Genomic DNA, 18,085 nt, shown 5'->3' on the forward strand with positions numbered 1-18,085 from the left:
GCAGAATCCCGCCGGTGCCGGACATTCAGGGCCTGATCACAAGGGGGCAGGATGCGCATTCTCATCACCAATGACGACGGCATCAACGCACCGGGCCTCGAGGTGCTGCACCAGATCGCGACGCAGCTTGCGGGCCCCGACGGGCAGGTCTGGACCGTGGCCCCGGCTTTCGAGCAATCGGGCGTCGGTCATTGCATCAGCTATTCCCACCCCACCATGGTCGCCGAACTGGCCCCCCGCCGCTTTGCTGCCGAGGGCAGCCCCGCCGATTGCGTGCTGGCGGCCGTCGGCGACATCATGGTCGACGCCCTGCCCGACCTGGTGCTGTCGGGCGTCAACCGCGGCAACAACGCCGGCGAGAACGCGATGTATTCCGGCACCATCGGCGGCGCGATGGAGGCGGCCCTGCAGGGTCTTCCCGCCATCGCCCTGTCGCAATATCTGGGACCGGAAACCGCCAAGCTGGACGATCCCTTCGAGGCCGCGCGTCTGCACGGCGCGACGGTGATCCGGCGGTTGCTGGATCATGGCGACTGGACCTCGGACGCGGATTTCCGGCTGTTCTACAACATCAACTTCCCGCCCGTCGCCGCCGCGGCCGTGCAGGGCATCCGCGTCGCCCGCCAGGGCAAGCGCCACGGCAGCAGCTTTGGCGTCGTGCCGCAGACCGCGCCGAACGGGCGGCGCTTCATGTGGATCGCGGGCGGATCGCAGCAGGCGCCCGCGCAGGACGGCACCGATGTCGCGGTGAACCTGGAGGGCTATGTCTCGGTCACGCCCATGCGCGCCGATCTGACCTGCCATGATTCGCTGGCGGGGCTGGGCCGGGCGCTGAACGACCTGACCCTTCCCGGCGAGGCTGCCGAATGAACGACGAACCCCAGGACAGCCCGGCCGAACGCAAGATGCGCTTCCTGTTCCAGCTGCGGTCGCGGGGCGTCACCGATCCCCGCGTGCTGGAGGCGATGGAGGGGATCGACCGCGGGCTGTTCGTGCGCGGCCAGTTCGCCGACCGCGCCTATGAGGACACCCCCCTGCCGATCCCCTGCGGCCAGACCATCAGCCAGCCATCCGTGGTGGGCCTGATGACGCAGGCGCTGGCCATCGGGCCCCGCGACACCGTCCTGGAGGTGGGCACCGGTTCGGGCTATCAGGCGGCGATCCTGTCGGGGCTGTGCCGCCGCGTCTACACCGTCGACCGCCACCGCCGCCTTGTCCAGGAGGCCGAGGCCACCTTCCGTCAGCTGGGTCTTTACAACATCATCGCGCAGGTGGGCGACGGATCGCGCGGTTTGCCCGACCAGGCCCCCTTCGACCGCATTCTTGTGACCGCAGCCGCCGAAGATCCGCCCGGCCCCTTGTTGGCACAGCTGAAGATCGGCGGTATCATGGTGGTTCCTGTCGGTCAGTCGGACGCGGTCCAGACCCTGATCCGCGTCAGCCGATCCGAAACCGGGTTCGACTATGACGAGCTGCGACAGGTCCGGTTCGTTCCGCTGGTCGAGGGGTTGGGCCAGACATGACCCCCGGCCGATTACAGGCAGGCTGAGGATATCATCATGAAGAATGGCTCTTGTCGCGTCGCAGGCTTTTGGGTCGCGTCGCTTACCCTGGCGTCCTGCGGAACTGAAGGCCGCTTCGATCCCGATCTGCGCGGCTGGATGAACGGGGGGCTGGACACCGCCCCCGCCGCGGCGCAGGCGGCACCCCGCCCCCAGCCGGACAACCGTGGCGTGATCACCTTTGCCAATGGCCAGGTCGCGGTCGCGCAGGCGGGCGATACGCCGGCCACCGTCGCAGCCCGGCTGGGGCTTGATGCGGGGCAGCTGGCGTCCCATAACGCCCTGCCTGCCGATGCGCCCCTGCGCAGCGGGGCGGTGCTGGTCCTGCCCACCAAGGTCGCGCAGGGCACCGTGGCACGACCGACCGGCATCGCCGCAATCGTCACCGATCCCTTTGCCAAGGGCACGGGCACGAAACCCGCCGCCCCCTCTCCGCAGACGCCTTCGGAACATGTCGTGGCTTCGGGCGAAACCGCATGGTCGATCGCCCGCAAATATGACGTGACGGTGCAGGATCTGGCGTCGTGGAACGGCCTGCCCGCGAACATGGACCTGCGGGTCGGACAGCGCCTGATCGTCCCCAAGCCCGGCACGAAACCCGATGTCTTGGCGACCACCGTTCCCGGCACCGGCAGCCCGACCCCCAAGCCGCCCTCCGCCGCGACCCCCCTGCCCGACGAAACCACCGCCCCCGCATCCGAACCGGCGCCTGATGCGCCGACGACGGACCTTGGCGCGACACGGACCGCAGCGTCTGGGGGCGGACCGCTGCGGATGCCCGTTTCCGGGTCGATCATCCGGGTCTATGAAAAGGGCAGCAATGACGGCATCGACATCGCCGCCCCTTCCGGGACGCCCGTGACGGCGGCCGGGGCCGGCAGCGTGGCCGCGATCACCCGCGACACGGCCGGCGTCCCGATCATCGTCGTCCGCCACGAAGGCGACCTGATGACCGTCTATACCGGGCTGGACGGGGTGGATGTCGCCAAGGGCGACACCGTCAGCGCGGGACAAAGCCTCGGCAAGGCCGGCAATGACGGTTTCGTCCATTTCGAGGTCCGGCGCGGCTTTGAAAGCGTGGACCCCGAAAAGATGCTGAACTGAGGCTGCCTAGAGGTCGACCAGCCGGTCTTCGACCGCCATGGCGACCTGGGCACGGATCACCGCCCGCAGATTCGCCGAGAATTTCTGCCCCATCTCGCCCTCCAGCTTTTCATGAACGGCCGAGTGCAGCTGATCCCGCAGGTCGGGATGGGACATGACGATCCGCGCAATGTCCTGAGCTGTGGGGATGGGCGCCGGTTCAGGCTGTTCAACCGGCGGCGCAGGCTGGATGACCGGTTCCTGGACCATCGGTGCCGGCGGTTCCAGACGGGTCAGGATGCGCGCACAGCAGGCCTGCCAGATGCGGAACAGCGTGGGGCGCGGTGGAACGACCGGCGCCTCGGCAATGCTCAGCACCGTTGGGTCTGCGTCGATCATGGTGCGGATGGTGCGGACCGTGCTGCCGATATCGGCCCTCAGGCGCAGGGCGTCCGACGTCACTTGTGCGATCTGGGGGCGGGTGGAGCGGTTGCTGCGGCGCTTGCGGGACAGGCGCAGCGCGGGGGCCGGGGCGGGTTTGCGACGCGGCCTAGCCATGCCGCAAACCGCCGGTCAGAGGATCAGTTGCGGCCGATGGCGCGCAGCACCCGGTCCAGGCTTTCGCCCTGCTTGCTGGTGGCCGGCGCATTGCGCACGGCATTGTAGTATTGCGATGGGTCATAGGTCGGAATTCCCAGTTTCAGGTTTTCTACCGTCAACAGACCCATAGCAGCCAGAAGTTGATAATGCGCTAATTGCAGGTTGGATTCCGCGGTGATGCGGTCGGCCCGCGCCTCCAGCAGCGATTGTTCCGCGTCCAGCACGTCCAGCGTCGTGCGCGCGCCCAGCAGGGCTTCCTCGCGCACGCCGTCATAGGCCTGCTGGGCGGCCGAAATCTGCTCGGCGATTGCGGTGATCTGCGCGCGCGCCACGTCGATATTCGCCCATGTCTCGCCGACCGTCTGGCTGACCTGGCGCGCCGTGTTCAACAGCGACGAACGCGCCTGGTCGCGCTGCGCCATGGCCTTGCGATGGGCCGCCGACAAGCGTCCGCCCGAATAGATCGTCTGGTTCAACCGCAGCCCGACCGAGGCGTTGTTGGTGCTGCCGTAATTGCCGTTCAGCAATGTCTGGGGCTGACGGCTGACCCCGACGCCCGCCGTTCCCGACAGGGTCGGGTTGCGTTCGGCGGCAGCGGCGGCCACGCCGATTTCGGCGGCCGCGGCACTGCGCTGCGCCTGCAACACCGAAGGATGGGTGCGCTGCGCGATGGCGCGGGCTTCGTTCAGCGTGGCGGGCAGCTTGGGCAGCGGCGGCGGGGCCGACAGCGACACGGGCAGCTTGCCCGTCACGGCCAGATAGGCCTCGCGCTGGACCTCCAGATCACCATTCGCGGCAGCCAGGCTGGCGCGGGTGGCGGCCAGCTGAGCGTCGGCCAGCGCCACGTCGGTGACGGTGATCTCGCCCACGTCGAAGCGGTCCTGGGCGGCCTGGCGTTCGCGCGACAGCACCTCGACCGAGTTCTGCTGCAGGGCGACCTGCTGGATCGCCTCGCGCACGTTGAAATAGGCAAGCGCCGCATCCAGCAGCACCTGCTGTTCGATCGCGACAAGCGCCTGACGGGTCGCCAGGACCTGCTCCTTGGCCCCGTCGATGGCCAGTTGCGACCGCCCGAAATCGTAAAGCGTCAGGCTGGCATTCAGTTCAAGCGATGTCGTGCGACGCGTCGTATCGCCTTCGGTGCGCGAGGCGCCATAGTTGGCGACCCATTCCACCACCGGGCGCAGCGCCGCCACGGCGGCCGCGACGTCTTCGTCGGCGGCCCGCAGCACGGCCCGGTTCTGTTCGATCAGCGCCGAATGGCGATAGGCGGCGACCATGGTGTCGGCCAGCGATTCGGCCCGCGCGGGCATGGCGGCGGCCAAGCCCAGCAGCGCAACGCCGGCAAGGCGGACCAGCGACCTCACAGTGAGAACCCGCGGGCGCGATCGAAACCCTTCAGCATGGGCGCATTGGCATTGAAGCAATAGCGCCAGCTGACGCGTCCATTCAGCCGGTGCCCGATGCGGGCCACGCCCAGATTGCCTTCGCGGAACAGCGCCGCGATGCGGCCGCCATCGCGCAGCTGGTCCATGATGGCGGGGGGAACGTCCTCGACCGCGCCCTCGATCAGGATCACGTCATAGGGGCCCTGCTTGGGGGCGCCTTCGGTCAGCTCGGCCTTGAGGACCGCGACATTGTGCATGCCGGCATCCGACAGGCGCGTCTGCGCCTCGGCCGCCAGTTCCTCGCTGTCCTCGATGGCGACGACGGCCTCGGCCATGCGCGACATCACCGCGGCCGAATAGCCATAGCCGCAGCCCAGATCCAGAACCAGCTCGTCGGGCTGGATGTCCAGCGCATCGACCAGCTTGGCCAGCGTGCGCGGTTCCAGCAGCACGCGACCGTTGCCGATGTCCAGGTTCTCACCGGAATAGGCGACCGAGCGGCGGCTGGCGGGAACGAAATCCTCGCGCGGGATGTCCAGCATCGCCTCGATCACCGGGAATTTGGTCACGTCACTGGGGCGGACCTGCGTGTCCACCATCATCGTGCGCCGGGCGGCGAAATCGCTCATGTCGGGGAACCTCTGCTCGACCTCTTTGATCGCTTATTGCCATGTTTGCACGAACTGGGCAACGCCGGACGTGACAGGTCGCGGCATCGTCCAGATCGCGTCTTGCAAGGCGCCGCGCAATCCATTAAGCCATGCCCACTCTCGACGGCGGTGGGTTGGCGGAGAGGTTACGCACCGGATTGCAAATCCGTGAAGACCGGTTCGATTCCGGTACCCACCTCCAACAAACACTGGGCATTCGCCTTGTGACCGTCAGCAGGGTATCAATTCAGGTATCACGTTCGCGTTCCGGTCCCGTTCTGTTCAGCGCCGTTTTTGCCGCGCCTGGCGGGCCCGCATCTCCTGTCGCGCCTCGCCGGCATACTTCATGATCATGTCTTTGGTGGCATGCCCAGAATAGGCTGCGATCTCGTCGTCATCGCACCCGGCCCACGCGAGTTCTTTGACGCCGCGGTAGCGCAGCGCATGCAAATCGAACGCTTCCAGGCCGAGGCGTCGCCGCTCTTTCAGCATCAGGTCCGCCATGTATCGATAGCTGATCGGGTTCCCGTCACGCTTCATCAGGATCGGCCGCGCCGCGATAGGGGTGGCGCCCAGCTCTTGCTTGGCGGCGTCCAGCGCGGTCTTGAGCATTTCGGTGCAGGGCAGCACCAACGGCTTGTCGGTCTTGTTCTGGCGCAGGACCAGCGAATCGCCATCGTAGTCGCCCCATTTGAAGCCCATCCAGTCACCTGGGCGTTGAACGCTGCCGACGCCTATCTCGAATATCAATGCCGCAAGACCCTTGGCCTCTGCCCTGAACTTATCGACGGCCCAGTCCGGCCACGGCAAATGCTCTCGCTTGCGGGCCTCTGGCGTTTTCAATGCGCGCACCCCTTTCGCGGGGTTGGTACCGATCCACCCGAGGTCGATTGCATGCTCGCAGAGAATGACCAGCATCTGCGGGATATAGTTCGCGAATCGAGTCCGATGGCTGTTTGCCTTTTGCGCTGCGATCACGTCGGAACGCGTCAGCGCTTTCACGTCGCGGTCTCCGATCTTTTCGCGCAGGTATTCCATCACCCGATCATAATCGGCCCGCGTTCGGGGCTTGAGGCTGATCCATCGGTCCGACGTCCGGTAATCGTCCATCAAGGCCTTCCACGAGGTCTTTGCCTGCGCACGCTTGCCCGTCATGATCGCCCAGTATTCCTGGTCGAATTCGGGGGTGCCCTCTGCCGCTTTGATGCGGTGCAGCTTGCCCTTTATGCGCACGTAGATCCTGCCGGCCGGATGCCGCCAGAGGAACCTTTTGCCAGTCACCAGTTCACGTCTCCCATTCCATCGGCGGCATCGCCGGTCGCTATGCGCCTGAGGTCGTCAACAGGCCACCGGACAAATCCCGGCGCGATCTCTTTGCCGCGCGGCAAATGCCCGCCCTGGACCATAGCGCGGAACTGCTTGAGGTTCAGATCCAGCAGTTTCGCAGCCCGCTCCTCGCTGGCGAGTATCGGAATATCCCTTCCCATCAGCTCGTCTCCTCGAATTTCTCACTCTCGTGGCCCCAGTTCGACCACCCTGCCCGCTTCTGCCTGCTGAAGATCTCGATGCGTCGCGCATCTGGCATCAACCTCTCTGCCTCCGCGAACGCCTCCTCGGGTTTGCGGCTATGCTCGCGGATCCTGCCCATGACGACTGATCGGACGTTCTTGGCCGTCCTCGGAGCACCGCGCGTGCCGATCAAGAAGGGCTCTCCTGCGCCTCGCAGTATGTAACCCGTTCCGAAGTTCAGCTTACCGTTCACTGTCGTCTTCACCCAATGCCCGGCCGTCTTGTATTCGAAGCCCCATGCCTCGATCACTTGAAGCGCTTGGGGCAGCATGGTGTTCAGCGACCAGAGCCACAGAAGGCAGTTCGGAGCTGCCAGCGCCGAGATGGGCAACCGGGCAATGTCTTCGATCGAGAGGCACTCGTAGTGCGCCATCGGGCTTTTTGCCTCGCCCTTCTCCGACCGCATTTCATAACGCCAAGGCGGATCGGCCATGATGAGGTCGAAACCGCCGAACGGGCGCAGGGCATGAAACTGGTGGAGGGCCGTATTCATCCAACCATCTCCACGGCTTCGGCGGCATGACCGCCCCATTGAATAGCGCATGCATCCGCCACGCCTTGGAACGTGCGGCTGCGGATCTTCCAACGATCGGGACCAGGGGGCGCGCGGTGGATCGCGCTCCACGTTTTCCAATCGTCACTGCCCCGCTCTGGCTCAGGCAGGCGGTTCGTGGCCATCAGCGATGGGAGGCCTCGCAGATAGAAGCCTGTCGCCTTGTAGGCCGGCTCGCCGAACCAAAAAGGCTGGACGATCTGTGGCGCCGGCAGGTCGGGCGGCATCCGTTCGCGCGCGAGGTCGTTCATCTCGGGGTTCTCGATCGCCACGCGTTCGATCGGCGCGCGCCAGCAGTCAATGAACAAGCTGACGCCCTCCTCGAACTCAGCCCTCATGCACTCGACGGTGCGTCCCTTCGGCAGCTGCTTGGGCTGGGTCCATTTTCCGGGGCCGGACATCCACCGACGGCCAGACCGGCATAAGCGGGTGCACGGCGGATGCATCACCGCCATCAGATCCCAGCCATCGTCCAGGATTTCGCGCACGTCGCCCCGGATGTGGCGGTTACTGCCATCCTCGGCCGGCAACAGATCACAGGACCAGACATCATGCCCGCGGGCTGCGAAGGCGCGGCGCATGACGCCCGAAGTCTCACAGGCGATCAGGATGCGCATGCGAGGGCCTCTGGTTTCATGAAGACGATCCAATGAGACTTCGCGTTCTTGCCGCATCGATTGCCGAACAGTGGCCGATGGCTGGTAAGCGCCAGGATCTCCGAGACCCGCACCTCATGTTCATTCCACTTGAAAATCAGCGTTCCGTTCGGATGCAGAACCCGGAAGCATTCCGCGAAGCCAACCTGCAGGTCATCGCGCCAGTCAGCGCCCAGCTTGCCATATTTCTTAGCCAGCCAGCCGGAGCGCCCGTTCTGCACTAGGTGGGGTGGATCGAAGACGACGAGGTGAAAGGATTCGTCTGCGAATGGCAGAGCGCGAAAATCAAGCATGACATCCGGTGCGATAACCAATTGGCGTGACCCACCTGGGCTGGATTTATCCAACAGCGAATGCGCCTCTTGGCGAATGTCCCCAAAGACAGCGCGGTCATCATGACGATCAAACCAGAACATACGGCTGCCGCAGCAAGGATCTAGGACAGGCTTATTCATGCCGCGCACCGCGGGCGTTCGAAGCGGATGTTCTGGATGATGCCGTCGCGGCGCAGCTCGAGCGTGATGGCGCGGACTTGGGCCGGCAGGCAGTCGCAGGCGACTGCGATGTCCTCGATGCCCAAGCCTTCGCGCAGGCATTCGATCACCAAGTGGCGGGCGGGCGGTGTCGGTGCGGCGGTCATGGGGCCTCCTGGTCAATATTGAAGGGGTGAACTTTGAAGCTGAAGGCGCAGACCCACGGGTTGCTGGCCCACGGCGCGCGGTGGGCGTTCAGTCTGTCCCATAGTGCGGCGAAGTCACTCCTGCGCGACACGGCCGCTTGGCGAGGCACATCGTCCATCGTGACGGCATCCACGCCCTCGGCCATCGCATCCTCCTCGCTGATGCCCTGCAGTCTCTGGACACGCACGTTGGTGACGGTGAGCGTCAGGCGGCTGGCCCACCGGGGCATAAAGATCGAGTGGCGCCATCTCTGATCGGCAAACCACCGTCGCGCCCGCTCGCTTTCGCGATAGACCGCCTGGACATCAACGCGATAGGCGGCGTCCCGAATATCGGCCATTTCCTCGGCTGTCGGGATCGTCGTCGTCGGCCACGCTACATCACCATCCTGAGAGAATGAGAAGGCGTTCCACCCCTCTTTCACCCACAGGCGGTCGCCGGGGGCATAGGGCAGGCGCACCCAAGTGAGTGGGGACATCGTGTCGATGTCGACCCCGTTAATGCGCTGCCCTGCATGGGGGTGCTGCATTTGCACCCCAAGATGCCCATCGCAATCCGCCAGTTGGCAGCTGGGGGAGCGGTGCAGCACCCCCATGGTCAGCCATTTAGCTTGCGCGCCAGGCCATGGTTTCAGCACCCGCCGCGTCTGAGTCTTGCGGCCTTCGAGCAGGGCGCGCACCATCGGGCCGGAGAAAAGGATGGGGCGGGCGGTCATGCCGCCGCCTCGACCGGCGTCCATCCCTCGCAAAAGGCTGCGACGTCGCCCAGGTGGTAGTTGGCCCCGCGTTCGGGATCGGAGCCCTCGCAGTAGAAGTAATCCGCGATCCGCATGGCTTTTACCGGCTTGCGGTGGATCAGGTTCGCATCGGCGGGGTGCAGGATGATGTCGACATCTTCGGGGATGTTCTGAAAATCGTGGCGGAGGGTCATGACTTGGTCCCTTTCAAGGTGCGCGTGATGTCTTTCAGTTGCTGGTGAAGGATCAGGTTCTCGGTCATCAGCTTGCCGAGGACGGCGGGCCTGATGGGCAGGTTTTCGAGGATGGTCATGCGCTGAACCTCAGTTCAGTCGGATCGGCCATGCCGTGCAGGGTCTGCTCGATGTCGGCACCGCGTTCGGTGCGGCTGCTGCGCGCCCTGTCGGTCCAATTCTTTTCGCGCAGGATCCGCGCGACATGTCGGCCTGTCAGTTTCCACGACGCCGCCGCGGGATAGCGCGAGGCCAGATCTTCCGCGATCTGGGCGGCGTTGCGAGACCAGCCGTGTCGCGAGCAGTCGTGCTGGATGAAGGCGGCAAGCGCCATGCTGCGGGGGCTCATGACAGGAAGCCCCAAGCCAGCTTGCCGACCCAGAGGGCTAGTCCGATGCCGATGATCCAAGCAGCTGCGCTGGCGGCCATGGCGGGCGCCCCGATTGCCGGTTCATCCGACCGGCAATCGGGTTCCTCGACGAAGTCGAAGACGGGGACATCGATCGGCAGGGATCTGCGGTGCACCGGCCGCACACCATGAATGGCGGGATTGCGGGGATCCATCAGAGCGGCCCTTCGACGACGTTGGCGGGGCGATGGCGTTGGCGGACCTTACCGCCGCGTGCACTGATGATGATGTACCAGGCGAAGCGGCGCGCGGTTTCACCAGCCAGAGCGGCAAGCTCCGGGTCGGCGATCATGGCGCGCGCTTGCGCGGGGATGGTGGGCTGGCGAAGGCTGTCGGCGGCGATGTGCATGGCCGTGATCTCCATCGGGTTGCGATGGGATCAAAATTGTGGAGATAACTTCCACAGTCAAGAGCGTAATGGAAATAAAATCCATTTACAGAACGCAACGAGAACGCCACATTGCCCAGAGTAAATGGGGGAATGTATGCCTTACGACAGAATCACGTTTTTTGCTCTGATTCTTGCACGTTTGACCGGGTGGCGCGTTGAGCGGGCCTACTTGCTGGTGAAGACGCTTTTCGCAGATGCAAGTTCAGAAAGAACTCGTGGGCGCAGATCGGACGGCAAGTCTGACAAGTCACCTCGATAGATGTAGTCCAATCCAACGCCATACAATGCAGCTATTCGTTCACCAACGGCCAGGTCTAGGCCAGCTTTTCCAGCTTCAACCTTCGTCAACGTGCTTCTATCGTATTCAATTGAATCAGCAAACTGAGCCTTATCCAGGGACAGCGCTTCGCGAAGGGCAGTAATGCGCGGGGCAACCCGAACCGGGGTGCTTTCACGTTCTATCAGGGCGCTCATAATTCGCTTTTTCATGCGCTGAGTTTCGTGAGATTTGGCTCGCTGCGCCATAGAAGTTATTTCCATCTTGACTGATGGAAGTAACTTCCATTACTGATGGCGTCATGAGCAACCATATCGCCTCCATCCGTGAACTGATCGCCCTCTGGCCTACGCGCCAAGAGCTGGTGAACGACTTGGGGAAACGTGGTTTCGACGTAACGCTTGGGCGCATCCATAAATGGGCCCAATTCGGTTCGATTCCCGCGAAGTACCACGCCGCTACAACCGCTTGCGCACAAGCAAGAGGCTTTTCCTTCACGGCTGAAGATATGGCGTGGATCCACCACGCTCCTGACCGTTCCACCCCCAACCAAGAGCCCTCTCATGACAATCCCCATGCAAATACTGCGCCAGACGCAGCATGACGGCGCGCGCCGTCAAATGTCCCATGCCAACCCGTTTGACGGACGCGGGCGCGGCCGCGATGCCACTCGCCGCGCCCATGCTGACCACGGTGCCGATCGCAAGGCGTTCCTGCGCCGCTGGTCGCTGCTGATGATCGCCAGCTTTGCCAGCCGCGAGTTCTGCGCCGTGCATTTCGGTGTGACCTTCCAGACGGCCTGCAACTGGTTCGACGGGTTGAACGCGCCTTATGGCCACCATGTCGATCACGCGACGCGGACCCTGGCCCGATACGCCGAGATCATGCAGGGCGAATGATGGGTTTCGGGACATCAGGACACCCGAAGGTGGATGAGATGGGCAGGAAGCATGGCCCGTCCAGGGGGATCACCCTCCACCCAAGCCGCAATTCCGGCCGCCTTCGGGTGAAGTTCGGGAAGACCGGGATTGCGGAACCTGCGGCTGGCCCGGCCGAGAGCTGCCTTTTGGCAGCAGGGCACCTTTTTCCGGTCCGGGCACAGCCTGTCCTGCACCGGCAACTGGCGCGGCGGTCCTAGACGCCGCCGCGTCCTTTTCATTCCCATCCGCGCCGTCCCACCGGCGTGGTTCCCGGGACGCCTGTTTCCCCTCCTCCCTGCAGGCGTCCCGGCTGAGTTCCAGAGGTTCAGATGGCTTATCGCAATCGTATCGCTGCCTGGCTGATCACCCTGGGCCTCGCCCTGCGCGCCAAGCTGGGCGAGCCGGATCCCGAGACGTTGGCCCGCGCCGTCGTGACGATCGGCGAGAGCTTTGATCACGATGACCCGCTGGCGGTCGAGCTGCGGCGCTTTGCCGAGATGTTCCCGCTGACCCGACGCAATCCAGAGCTTTTGAAAACCGCAGGCGATGCGCTGTTCCGCGCCGTCGAGCGGTCCTGCTGGCCCGCGCGCGATCCGCGCGCCGATATCGAGGGTTGAACCATGAAGCTGACGCAATTCGATCGCGCGCTGATCCATGGCCTTGCCGTGTTGTCGCGCCCCCCGCTGATCCCGGATGACGGCGAACACCGGATGCTGGCCGACATTGTCGAGCAATGCGCCGCCAGGGCCAGCAAGGAAGGCGCGATGATTCCGCTGATCGGCGCCGCCGGCATGGTGGGCCGCACCTGCCAGATCCACCGTGGCGTGGTCCACCACGTCGCAGCCGCCATGAATGATTTTGACCGGTGGGCGCTTGGCGCGCATTGGGATGCAGCACGGGGGCAGAAATGACCCGTCCCAACCTGATCCCGCTTGCCCTGTTGCGCGAACTGGCCGCCGTGGTGCCGGACCCGATGCGGCCAGCGCAGTTCGTCGACCTGGCCGAGATGATGGTCGGACGCAGCCAGCCCGTCGCGTCCCTGCCCTCGCCTGCAGCTGCTGTGCCAGTTCCCGATGTCGCCACGACACCCGACAAGAAAGGCCTGCCCTGGACCATCGAGGAGCTGGAGCGTGCCCGCGCCATGCTGAACGATGGCAAAGGCCCCTCGGAGATCGCACGGCATCTTGGGCGACCTGTTGCGGCAACGCAGATTGCCATCAAACGCTATGGCGTTCGCGGCGATGCGCCCATCATCGTGCCCGGGCGGCCCACCGGTCGTTTCCTACCGAATGTCGTGAGTATTCCCCCCGTGCCAGAAGCTGGCAAGTCGTCAGAGAGAGGCCGCTTTGCGGGGGTAAATCCCGAGGATCGGAAGGCCGATATCCGCAGCGATGCCTGGACGGATGACGACAGGGCGCAGCTGTCGAAGATGAAAGCGGCGGGTAAGAGCCTGCCGGAAATTGCAACCGCACTCGGGCGGTCTTCCGAAGCATGCCGGGGCCAGCTGAAAGTGATGCGCGGCGCGAACGTCCCCGTCGCATCGGCCAGCGCCACCTGGACCGAAGAGGAAGGGCGGCGCTTGCTTGCAGCCCGCGCCAAGGGCGTCCCGTTCAAGGTCATCGCCGAAGAGCTGGGCCGGACGGTTCGGGCCTGCGAACAACGCATGACCAAGCTGGCCAAGCTGTCGCCGTCATCCCCGGCCGACGTGACCCCCCCGAAGCGGAATGAGTCGGCCAGTCCCGTCGCAGTGAAGGCGCCGACCCCGGCACCTGTCACCAAGGCACCTGCGAGTTTTGTCTCCTCCCCTGCGCCAAAGGAAGCCGTGAAGGCCGATGACGCCCAGCTGCGCGCGCCCTTGAACGAAAAACAGCGCCGCATCTTCGACAGCCTGTGCAAGCTTTCGGACGATTTCGAACCCGAGGATGACCTGCTGCTGGCGGAAGGTGTGATCGGGCGCCAGGCGCTGGAGCTGATCGCCGACGAGTTGGGTTGTGAGACGAAGGACGTCAAGAACCGCTGGAAGGCGATGATGTTCGAGGATGTCGTCGATTGGCGCGGTCACCCGACCATCGGCGGTCAGTCCGATCTGCTGACGGCACTGCGGGCGCGCATTCAAAGCGGGGAGGCGGCCAATGGCTGACGATCCCCGCATCCTGGAGGCCCACCGGATCCCGATGCTGGACCTGGTCGATCGGCTGGCGATTGGCGGGCTAAAGCGCGCTGGTGGCGAGCTGGTCGGCCCGTGCCCTGGCTGCGGCGGCACCGACCGCTTTTCGATCAACACGCAAAAGGGCGTCATGTTCTGCCGCCGCTGCGATGCAAAGGGCGATCAGATCGCCTTGGTGCAGCTGGTCATGGGTATGGAATTCCCTGCCGCGCTCGAATGGCTGGTCGGTGCGCGGCAGGAACTGACGCCTGCACAGCGCGCCGAACAGGCCCGCAAGGCCGCTGAACATCGTCGTGCGCGTGAAGCCGATGCCGCGCGCCACCGCCAAGATGCCATCGCCCTGGCGCGCAAAATCTGGTCCGCCGCACGCCCGGCCGATGGCACCCTGGTCGCGGATTATCTGGACCGCCGTGGCATCCGTCAGCGCCCCGGCGCGCAGTTGCCGCGCTGCTTCCGATTCGAACCGGAAGCCCGCCTTGTGGTGCCTGATGAACAGCGGCGCGGGGCTTATGTCAGCGTTCACGAGGGTCCGGCGATGCTGTCGGCGATTCTGGACGCGCAAGGTGATCTGACTGGCGTGCATCGCACATGGATCGACCTCGGCCAGCCCAAGGGCAAGGTCGTCGCGTATCACCCGGCGAAGGCAGGCGAGATGGTGCCGTCCAAGAAGGTTTACGGATCCAAAAAGGGCGGCGCGATCCGCATTTTTACGCCGCGCGATGCCAGCGTCATGGTCATGGCCGAGGGGATCGAAACGACCCTTTCGGCCATGGTTGCCGCTGCCATCGATGGCAGGGCTGCCTACTGGGCTGGGGTTGATCTGGGCAATATGGCAGGCGCCCGAAAGCTGGGCCCCGGCCTGAAATTCGCGGGCCTGCCCGACATGACCGACCGCGACGCCTTCGTGCCGCCCGCATGGGTGCGCCGCCTGGTCTTCGTCCAGGACGGCGACAGCGATCCCCGCCTAACCCGCGCCAAACTGCTTTCCGGCCTGCGCCGCGCCAAGGCGCTGCGGCCCGGCCTGACCGCCGCCATCGTCCATCCGGGCGAGGGCATCGACATGAACGACCTGCTGATGAGCGCGACAGACGTCACTCAGCGGGAGGGGGACGAATGAGCGACGACGGAATTGAGAAGGTGCGCGCCGCCATGGCTGCGCAGGAGGAGGTCGATCTGCCTGAAGGCATCGAGCTGCCGCAGGACAACGCCGACGAGGATCCGTCTGACAGCTATCCCGAGGGCTATTTCCCGCCCCATCCGTCAGACGATGGCCATGGCGATGAGGAGCCGCCGAACCCGCTGGCCTCTGCGGCTGCGCAGCCGCTGAATGACATCGGAAACGCCAAGCGCTTCGTGATCCATTTCGGGGATGATGTCCGGCATGTCTCGCAGGTCGGCTGGCACATCTGGGACGAACGCCGGTGGCGCAAGGATGCCGAGATCAGCAAGGGCCTGTCGCCCGCGATCCGCAAGCTGGCCCAGCAGATGTCTGAGCTGATCAAGCAGGAGATAGACTTCATGGTGCCCTCGCCCCGTGAGCGGAAGCTGCTGGAGGAGGAATATCAGCTGGTGAAGCGACGCGCCGAGATCGAGGGCACGGCTGGCTATGCGGCCGACGATTCGTTGCTGAGCGAGCTGGGCACGATCGACGGCCGCCTGCGCGGGATCGAGGGCAAGCTGAAGGGCTATCGCACCTCGATCGGCCGCATCGTCACCCATGCCAAGAACGCGGGCAATTCCGGGCCGATGAGCAACATGGTCAATGAGGCCTCGGTCATGCGGTCCATCACCGTCGATGACCTTGACCAGGACGACCTGGTCGTGAACACCCTCTCGGGCGTGCTGAAGTTCACCGTGACCCCGGACCCCGTTTCGGGCGCATCCTCGATGCCCGAGGTCAGGCTGCTGCCTCATGACCGAGATCAGATGCTCAGCAAGCTGATGCCGGTGGAATATGACCCTGAGGCCAAATGCCCACGCTTTGACGAGTTCCTGAAGACCATCCAGCCCAACATTGAGATCAGGCAGTTTCTTCAGCGCTGGTTCGGCCTATCCATGAGCGGCATCCCGATCCAGAAGCTGGCCTTCTTCCACGGCGCCGGCGCCAACGGAAAATCGGTTCTGGTGGATATCGTATCGCGGATCATGGGCGACTACTCGGCCACCGCGAAAATCGAAAGCCTGACCGGAAAAAACAAGAAGTCGGGTTCGGATTCACAGCCCGACCTGATCCCACTGATTGGCGCGCGCAGTGTGCGGACATCCGAGCCGGAAGAGGGCGAACGGCTCCAAGAGGCGCTGGTTAAGGCACTAACAGGCGGTGAGGTCATGACGATCCGCGACCTCTTCTCGGGGATGATCACCTTCTACCCGTATTTCAAGTTGACGATCAGCGGCAACCATTTGCCCGACATCCGCGGTGGCGATGACGGGATCTGGCGGCGGGTCATGCTGGTCAAGTTCCCGGTCCAGATCCCGGCCTCAAAGCGTATCCCCAAGAAGGAGATGGACGCCATGCTTTGGGAAGAGCGGTCGGGGATCCTCAACTGGATGGTCAAAGGGCTGCTCGACTTCCTTGATGGCGGCCTGCAGGAGCCCGACGAGGTTCTGGCCGCAACCGAGGACTATCGCAAGGACAGTGACCCCATCGGCACCTTCCTGGCCGATGCCACGCTGGTCACCGGCTATGAAGGCGACTTCATGACCGCTCGCGAGCTGATGGAGGCCTTCAATTACTGGATCGAGGAGCGTGGCGAGGCGCGATGGGGACCGAGACGAGTATCGAACCGCCTGAAGGCCAAGTCCGACGGCTGGCGACATCCTGAGACGCAGAAGACATTCGCGGCAGGAAAGTCGGGCGTCACCGGCTATCGCGGGATCAGGCTGACCGACGAGTTCGGACGCCGCATGCGCGAGGCCACGTCCAACGACAGCGGACCCAGCTGGGGCGGATCATGGACACGATGACCCCGCACCCCGTTTTCAGGATCTTCGACCAGGCGGGCCTTCGGGCCCGTCACGCATGTCTGGCCATCGTCGCGGTATTTGGGCCTGACGGGCTTAGTGGGGTTGGTGGTTGGGCGCAACTGACAACGGGGTCAGGGGGAAGGCGCTTCAATGGTTTCAAAGCGTTAGGTGATGTTTTTGGGCCTGAGGGTCTGACGGGCCTGAAATCCAGCCCTATGTGCGCGCGCGTCTTTTCGGGGGTCAGGGGGAAATCTGCCTTGTGTATAGGTCGAAGTTTCAAGCCCATCCGGCCCGTCAGGCCCAGAACTTCAATCTAAGCCCATGATTTCATTACATCGGACCCACTGAACCCAATCCTCTTTTCAAGCCCTCTTTAAATCTCATTAAGCCCATCAAGCCCAAGTCCCAAACGATGATATCCAAAGGTAGTGTTCAGATGAAACCGAACCACAACATGAAGTGCAATGCAGACCAGACGGGGACATATCTGGACCGGCTAGCTGCCGAGGCGGAAAATGCCGCTCAGGGTGCCGGCGTTCGCCCGATGGCGGCCGAGGCGCTGCGCCTGCGCCAGGCTCAGGCGGCGGCGGCCATCCCTGCGGACTGTGGCCCGGACATCGCCCCCTCGCCCGCACGGGGCGGCTTTGTGCTGGTCCGAAACGTCGAGCTGCTGCCGGTAGGCACCGACAAGGTCGAGGCCGTCCATCGTGGCTATGGCGGGCGCGAGGCCATCCGTCGGGCCGACGCCTTCGACGCTATGCTGGCCGCTGCCGCACGCCGCAAGCAACCTGCGCCCCTGACCCCGGGCCAGATTGCCATTGGCCGCCGCTATCACGACCTAGTCGAACTGCTGAGCGCCGACGGTACCAAGCTCTCCAGCCTGCAGGCCAGCAAGGGTGGCCCGGACGGCCGCGATTGGATGGATCGTCGCCTTGGGCTGTCAGCCGAACTGGACGGGATGCGCAAAAGGATTGGATCTGGCGTAGCCATGAGCGTCCGCCGCGTGCGGCCATCGGCGCGGGGCGCGACTTCTGCCCGGATCATCAGCGATCGGACGCTTCTCGATGCCGTATGCCTCAAAGGGCGCGGGTTGGCAGACGTCTTGGTTTTTCACGGCTGGTCCGTAAAGGGTGCGCATCGCGATGCGCTGTCACAAGCTCTGAGCGCCGCACTGAACCGCATGATCGGATATCGGGGCTAAAAAATCTCTTGACCGCTTAGGTCCGTCTGTGAGAGAGAAATCA

General features: G+C 64.4%; 27 protein-coding genes and 1 tRNA gene. 12 read left to right on the forward strand and 16 right to left on the reverse strand.

The window, feature by feature from the left end:
- Positions 1–51: 51 nt before the first annotated feature.
- From surE to IE00_RS02660, 3 genes are read left to right on the forward strand one after another with little or no spacing between them, the layout of a single operon-like run.
- Complete coding sequence (surE, locus tag IE00_RS02650; protein ID WP_072295473.1) at positions 52–870, forward strand: 5'/3'-nucleotidase SurE; 819 nt, start codon at positions 52–54, stop codon at positions 868–870.
- Complete coding sequence (locus IE00_RS02655; RefSeq protein WP_072295474.1) at positions 867–1,523, forward strand: protein-L-isoaspartate(D-aspartate) O-methyltransferase; 657 nt, start codon at positions 867–869, stop codon at positions 1,521–1,523. The genes surE and IE00_RS02655 overlap by 4 nt, the downstream gene beginning before the upstream one ends.
- A 36-nt stretch (positions 1,524–1,559) precedes the next feature.
- A complete protein-coding gene (locus IE00_RS02660) occupies positions 1,560–2,666 on the forward strand; it encodes a LysM peptidoglycan-binding domain-containing protein (protein WP_072295475.1) in 1,107 nt (368 codons plus the stop codon).
- 6 nt (positions 2,667–2,672) lie between these two features.
- Here IE00_RS02660 and IE00_RS02665 read toward each other — a convergent pair whose 3' ends face one another.
- The 3 genes from IE00_RS02665 to IE00_RS02675 are packed head-to-tail and all read right to left on the reverse strand — an operon-like array spanning position 2,673 to position 5,262.
- Complete coding sequence (locus IE00_RS02665) at positions 2,673–3,203, reverse strand: hypothetical protein (protein WP_072295476.1); 531 nt, start codon at positions 3,201–3,203, stop codon at positions 2,673–2,675.
- A gap of 23 nt (positions 3,204–3,226) precedes the next feature.
- Positions 3,227–4,558: a TolC family outer membrane protein gene (locus IE00_RS02670; protein ID WP_072295659.1), complete on the reverse strand. Its 1,332-nt coding sequence runs from the start codon at positions 4,556–4,558 to the stop codon at positions 3,227–3,229.
- Between the two features lie 50 nt (positions 4,559–4,608).
- A complete protein-coding gene (locus tag IE00_RS02675) occupies positions 4,609–5,262 on the reverse strand; it encodes a protein-L-isoaspartate O-methyltransferase (protein WP_072295477.1) in 654 nt (217 codons plus the stop codon).
- A 149-nt stretch (positions 5,263–5,411) separates the two neighbouring features.
- On the opposite strand from IE00_RS02675, the gene IE00_RS02680 reads away from it, so the two are divergent.
- A tRNA-Cys gene (locus IE00_RS02680) sits at positions 5,412–5,485 on the forward strand.
- Positions 5,486–5,565: 80 nt separating this feature from the next.
- Here the strand turns inward: IE00_RS02680 and xerC are convergent.
- The 13 genes from xerC to IE00_RS02740 all read right to left on the reverse strand — a co-directional run bounded on the left by xerC (position 5,566) and on the right by IE00_RS02740 (position 10,984).
- Positions 5,566–6,516 (reverse strand): tyrosine recombinase XerC, encoded by a 951-nt coding sequence (gene xerC / locus IE00_RS02685; protein WP_240493772.1) that lies wholly within the window; start codon positions 6,514–6,516, stop codon positions 5,566–5,568.
- A 44-nt stretch (positions 6,517–6,560) separates the two neighbouring features.
- Entirely contained in the window at positions 6,561–6,770 is a 210-nt protein-coding gene (locus IE00_RS02690) for a hypothetical protein (protein WP_072295479.1), read from the reverse strand.
- Positions 6,770–7,345, reverse strand: coding sequence for an MT-A70 family methyltransferase (locus IE00_RS02695; protein ID WP_072295480.1), 576 nt, complete (start codon positions 7,343–7,345; stop codon positions 6,770–6,772). Before IE00_RS02695 ends, IE00_RS02690 begins: the two co-directional genes overlap by 1 nt.
- The gene (locus IE00_RS02700; RefSeq protein ID WP_072295481.1) at positions 7,342–8,022 is read right to left on the reverse strand and encodes a hypothetical protein; all 681 of its coding nucleotides are present in this window, start codon (positions 8,020–8,022) and stop codon (positions 7,342–7,344) included. The genes IE00_RS02695 and IE00_RS02700 overlap by 4 nt, the downstream gene beginning before the upstream one ends.
- Complete coding sequence (locus tag IE00_RS02705; protein WP_072295482.1) at positions 8,010–8,516, reverse strand: class I SAM-dependent methyltransferase; 507 nt, start codon at positions 8,514–8,516, stop codon at positions 8,010–8,012. Before IE00_RS02705 ends, IE00_RS02700 begins: the two co-directional genes overlap by 13 nt.
- Entirely contained in the window at positions 8,513–8,701 is a 189-nt protein-coding gene (locus IE00_RS02710) for a hypothetical protein (RefSeq protein WP_072295483.1), read from the reverse strand. The genes IE00_RS02705 and IE00_RS02710 overlap by 4 nt, the downstream gene beginning before the upstream one ends.
- A complete protein-coding gene (locus IE00_RS02715; RefSeq protein ID WP_072295484.1) occupies positions 8,698–9,456 on the reverse strand; it encodes a hypothetical protein in 759 nt (252 codons plus the stop codon). Before IE00_RS02715 ends, IE00_RS02710 begins: the two co-directional genes overlap by 4 nt.
- Positions 9,453–9,671, reverse strand: a complete 219-nt coding sequence (locus IE00_RS02720; protein WP_072295485.1) for a hypothetical protein — start codon at positions 9,669–9,671, stop codon at positions 9,453–9,455. Before IE00_RS02720 ends, IE00_RS02715 begins: the two co-directional genes overlap by 4 nt.
- Entirely contained in the window at positions 9,668–9,790 is a 123-nt protein-coding gene (locus IE00_RS20755) for a hypothetical protein (RefSeq protein WP_256374793.1), read from the reverse strand. The genes IE00_RS02720 and IE00_RS20755 overlap by 4 nt, the downstream gene beginning before the upstream one ends.
- Entirely contained in the window at positions 9,787–10,059 is a 273-nt protein-coding gene (locus IE00_RS02725; RefSeq protein WP_139291282.1) for a hypothetical protein, read from the reverse strand. The genes IE00_RS20755 and IE00_RS02725 overlap by 4 nt, the downstream gene beginning before the upstream one ends.
- A complete protein-coding gene (locus IE00_RS02730; RefSeq protein WP_072295487.1) occupies positions 10,056–10,274 on the reverse strand; it encodes a hypothetical protein in 219 nt (72 codons plus the stop codon). Before IE00_RS02730 ends, IE00_RS02725 begins: the two co-directional genes overlap by 4 nt.
- Complete coding sequence (locus IE00_RS02735; protein WP_072295488.1) at positions 10,274–10,483, reverse strand: hypothetical protein; 210 nt, start codon at positions 10,481–10,483, stop codon at positions 10,274–10,276. Before IE00_RS02735 ends, IE00_RS02730 begins: the two co-directional genes overlap by 1 nt.
- Positions 10,484–10,675: 192 nt before the next feature.
- The gene (locus IE00_RS02740) at positions 10,676–10,984 is read right to left on the reverse strand and encodes a helix-turn-helix domain-containing protein (RefSeq protein WP_072295489.1); all 309 of its coding nucleotides are present in this window, start codon (positions 10,982–10,984) and stop codon (positions 10,676–10,678) included.
- 104 nt (positions 10,985–11,088) lie between these two features.
- On the opposite strand from IE00_RS02740, the gene IE00_RS19660 reads away from it, so the two are divergent.
- From IE00_RS19660 to IE00_RS02775, 8 genes are all read left to right on the forward strand, one after another.
- Entirely contained in the window at positions 11,089–11,391 is a 303-nt protein-coding gene (locus IE00_RS19660; RefSeq protein WP_139291283.1) for a hypothetical protein, read from the forward strand.
- Complete coding sequence (locus IE00_RS02745) at positions 11,363–11,686, forward strand: hypothetical protein (protein WP_072295490.1); 324 nt, start codon at positions 11,363–11,365, stop codon at positions 11,684–11,686. The genes IE00_RS19660 and IE00_RS02745 overlap by 29 nt, the downstream gene beginning before the upstream one ends.
- A 350-nt stretch (positions 11,687–12,036) precedes the next feature.
- Positions 12,037–12,324 (forward strand): hypothetical protein, encoded by a 288-nt coding sequence (locus IE00_RS02750; RefSeq protein ID WP_072295491.1) that lies wholly within the window; start codon positions 12,037–12,039, stop codon positions 12,322–12,324.
- A gap of 3 nt (positions 12,325–12,327) precedes the next feature.
- The gene (locus IE00_RS02755; protein ID WP_072295492.1) at positions 12,328–12,618 is read left to right on the forward strand and encodes a hypothetical protein; all 291 of its coding nucleotides are present in this window, start codon (positions 12,328–12,330) and stop codon (positions 12,616–12,618) included.
- Entirely contained in the window at positions 12,615–13,847 is a 1,233-nt protein-coding gene (locus tag IE00_RS02760; RefSeq protein WP_072295493.1) for a hypothetical protein, read from the forward strand. Before IE00_RS02755 ends, IE00_RS02760 begins: the two co-directional genes overlap by 4 nt.
- The gene (locus IE00_RS02765) at positions 13,840–14,991 is read left to right on the forward strand and encodes a primase-helicase zinc-binding domain-containing protein (RefSeq protein WP_072295494.1); all 1,152 of its coding nucleotides are present in this window, start codon (positions 13,840–13,842) and stop codon (positions 14,989–14,991) included. The genes IE00_RS02760 and IE00_RS02765 overlap by 8 nt, the downstream gene beginning before the upstream one ends.
- On the forward strand, positions 14,988–16,841 hold the full coding sequence (locus IE00_RS02770) for a phage/plasmid primase, P4 family (RefSeq protein WP_072295495.1): 1,854 nt from the start codon (positions 14,988–14,990) through the stop codon (positions 16,839–16,841). Before IE00_RS02765 ends, IE00_RS02770 begins: the two co-directional genes overlap by 4 nt.
- Before the next feature lie 436 nt (positions 16,842–17,277).
- Positions 17,278–18,042 carry a hypothetical protein gene (locus IE00_RS02775; protein WP_139291284.1) on the forward strand — a complete coding sequence of 255 codons (765 nt, stop codon included), beginning with the start codon at positions 17,278–17,280 and terminating at the stop codon, positions 18,040–18,042.
- Positions 18,043–18,085: the final 43 nt, after the last annotated feature.

Origin of the sequence: Paracoccus sp. SM22M-07 (genome assembly GCF_001887735.1) — a bacterium.
Taxonomy (GTDB): Bacteria; Pseudomonadota; Alphaproteobacteria; order Rhodobacterales; family Rhodobacteraceae; genus Paracoccus.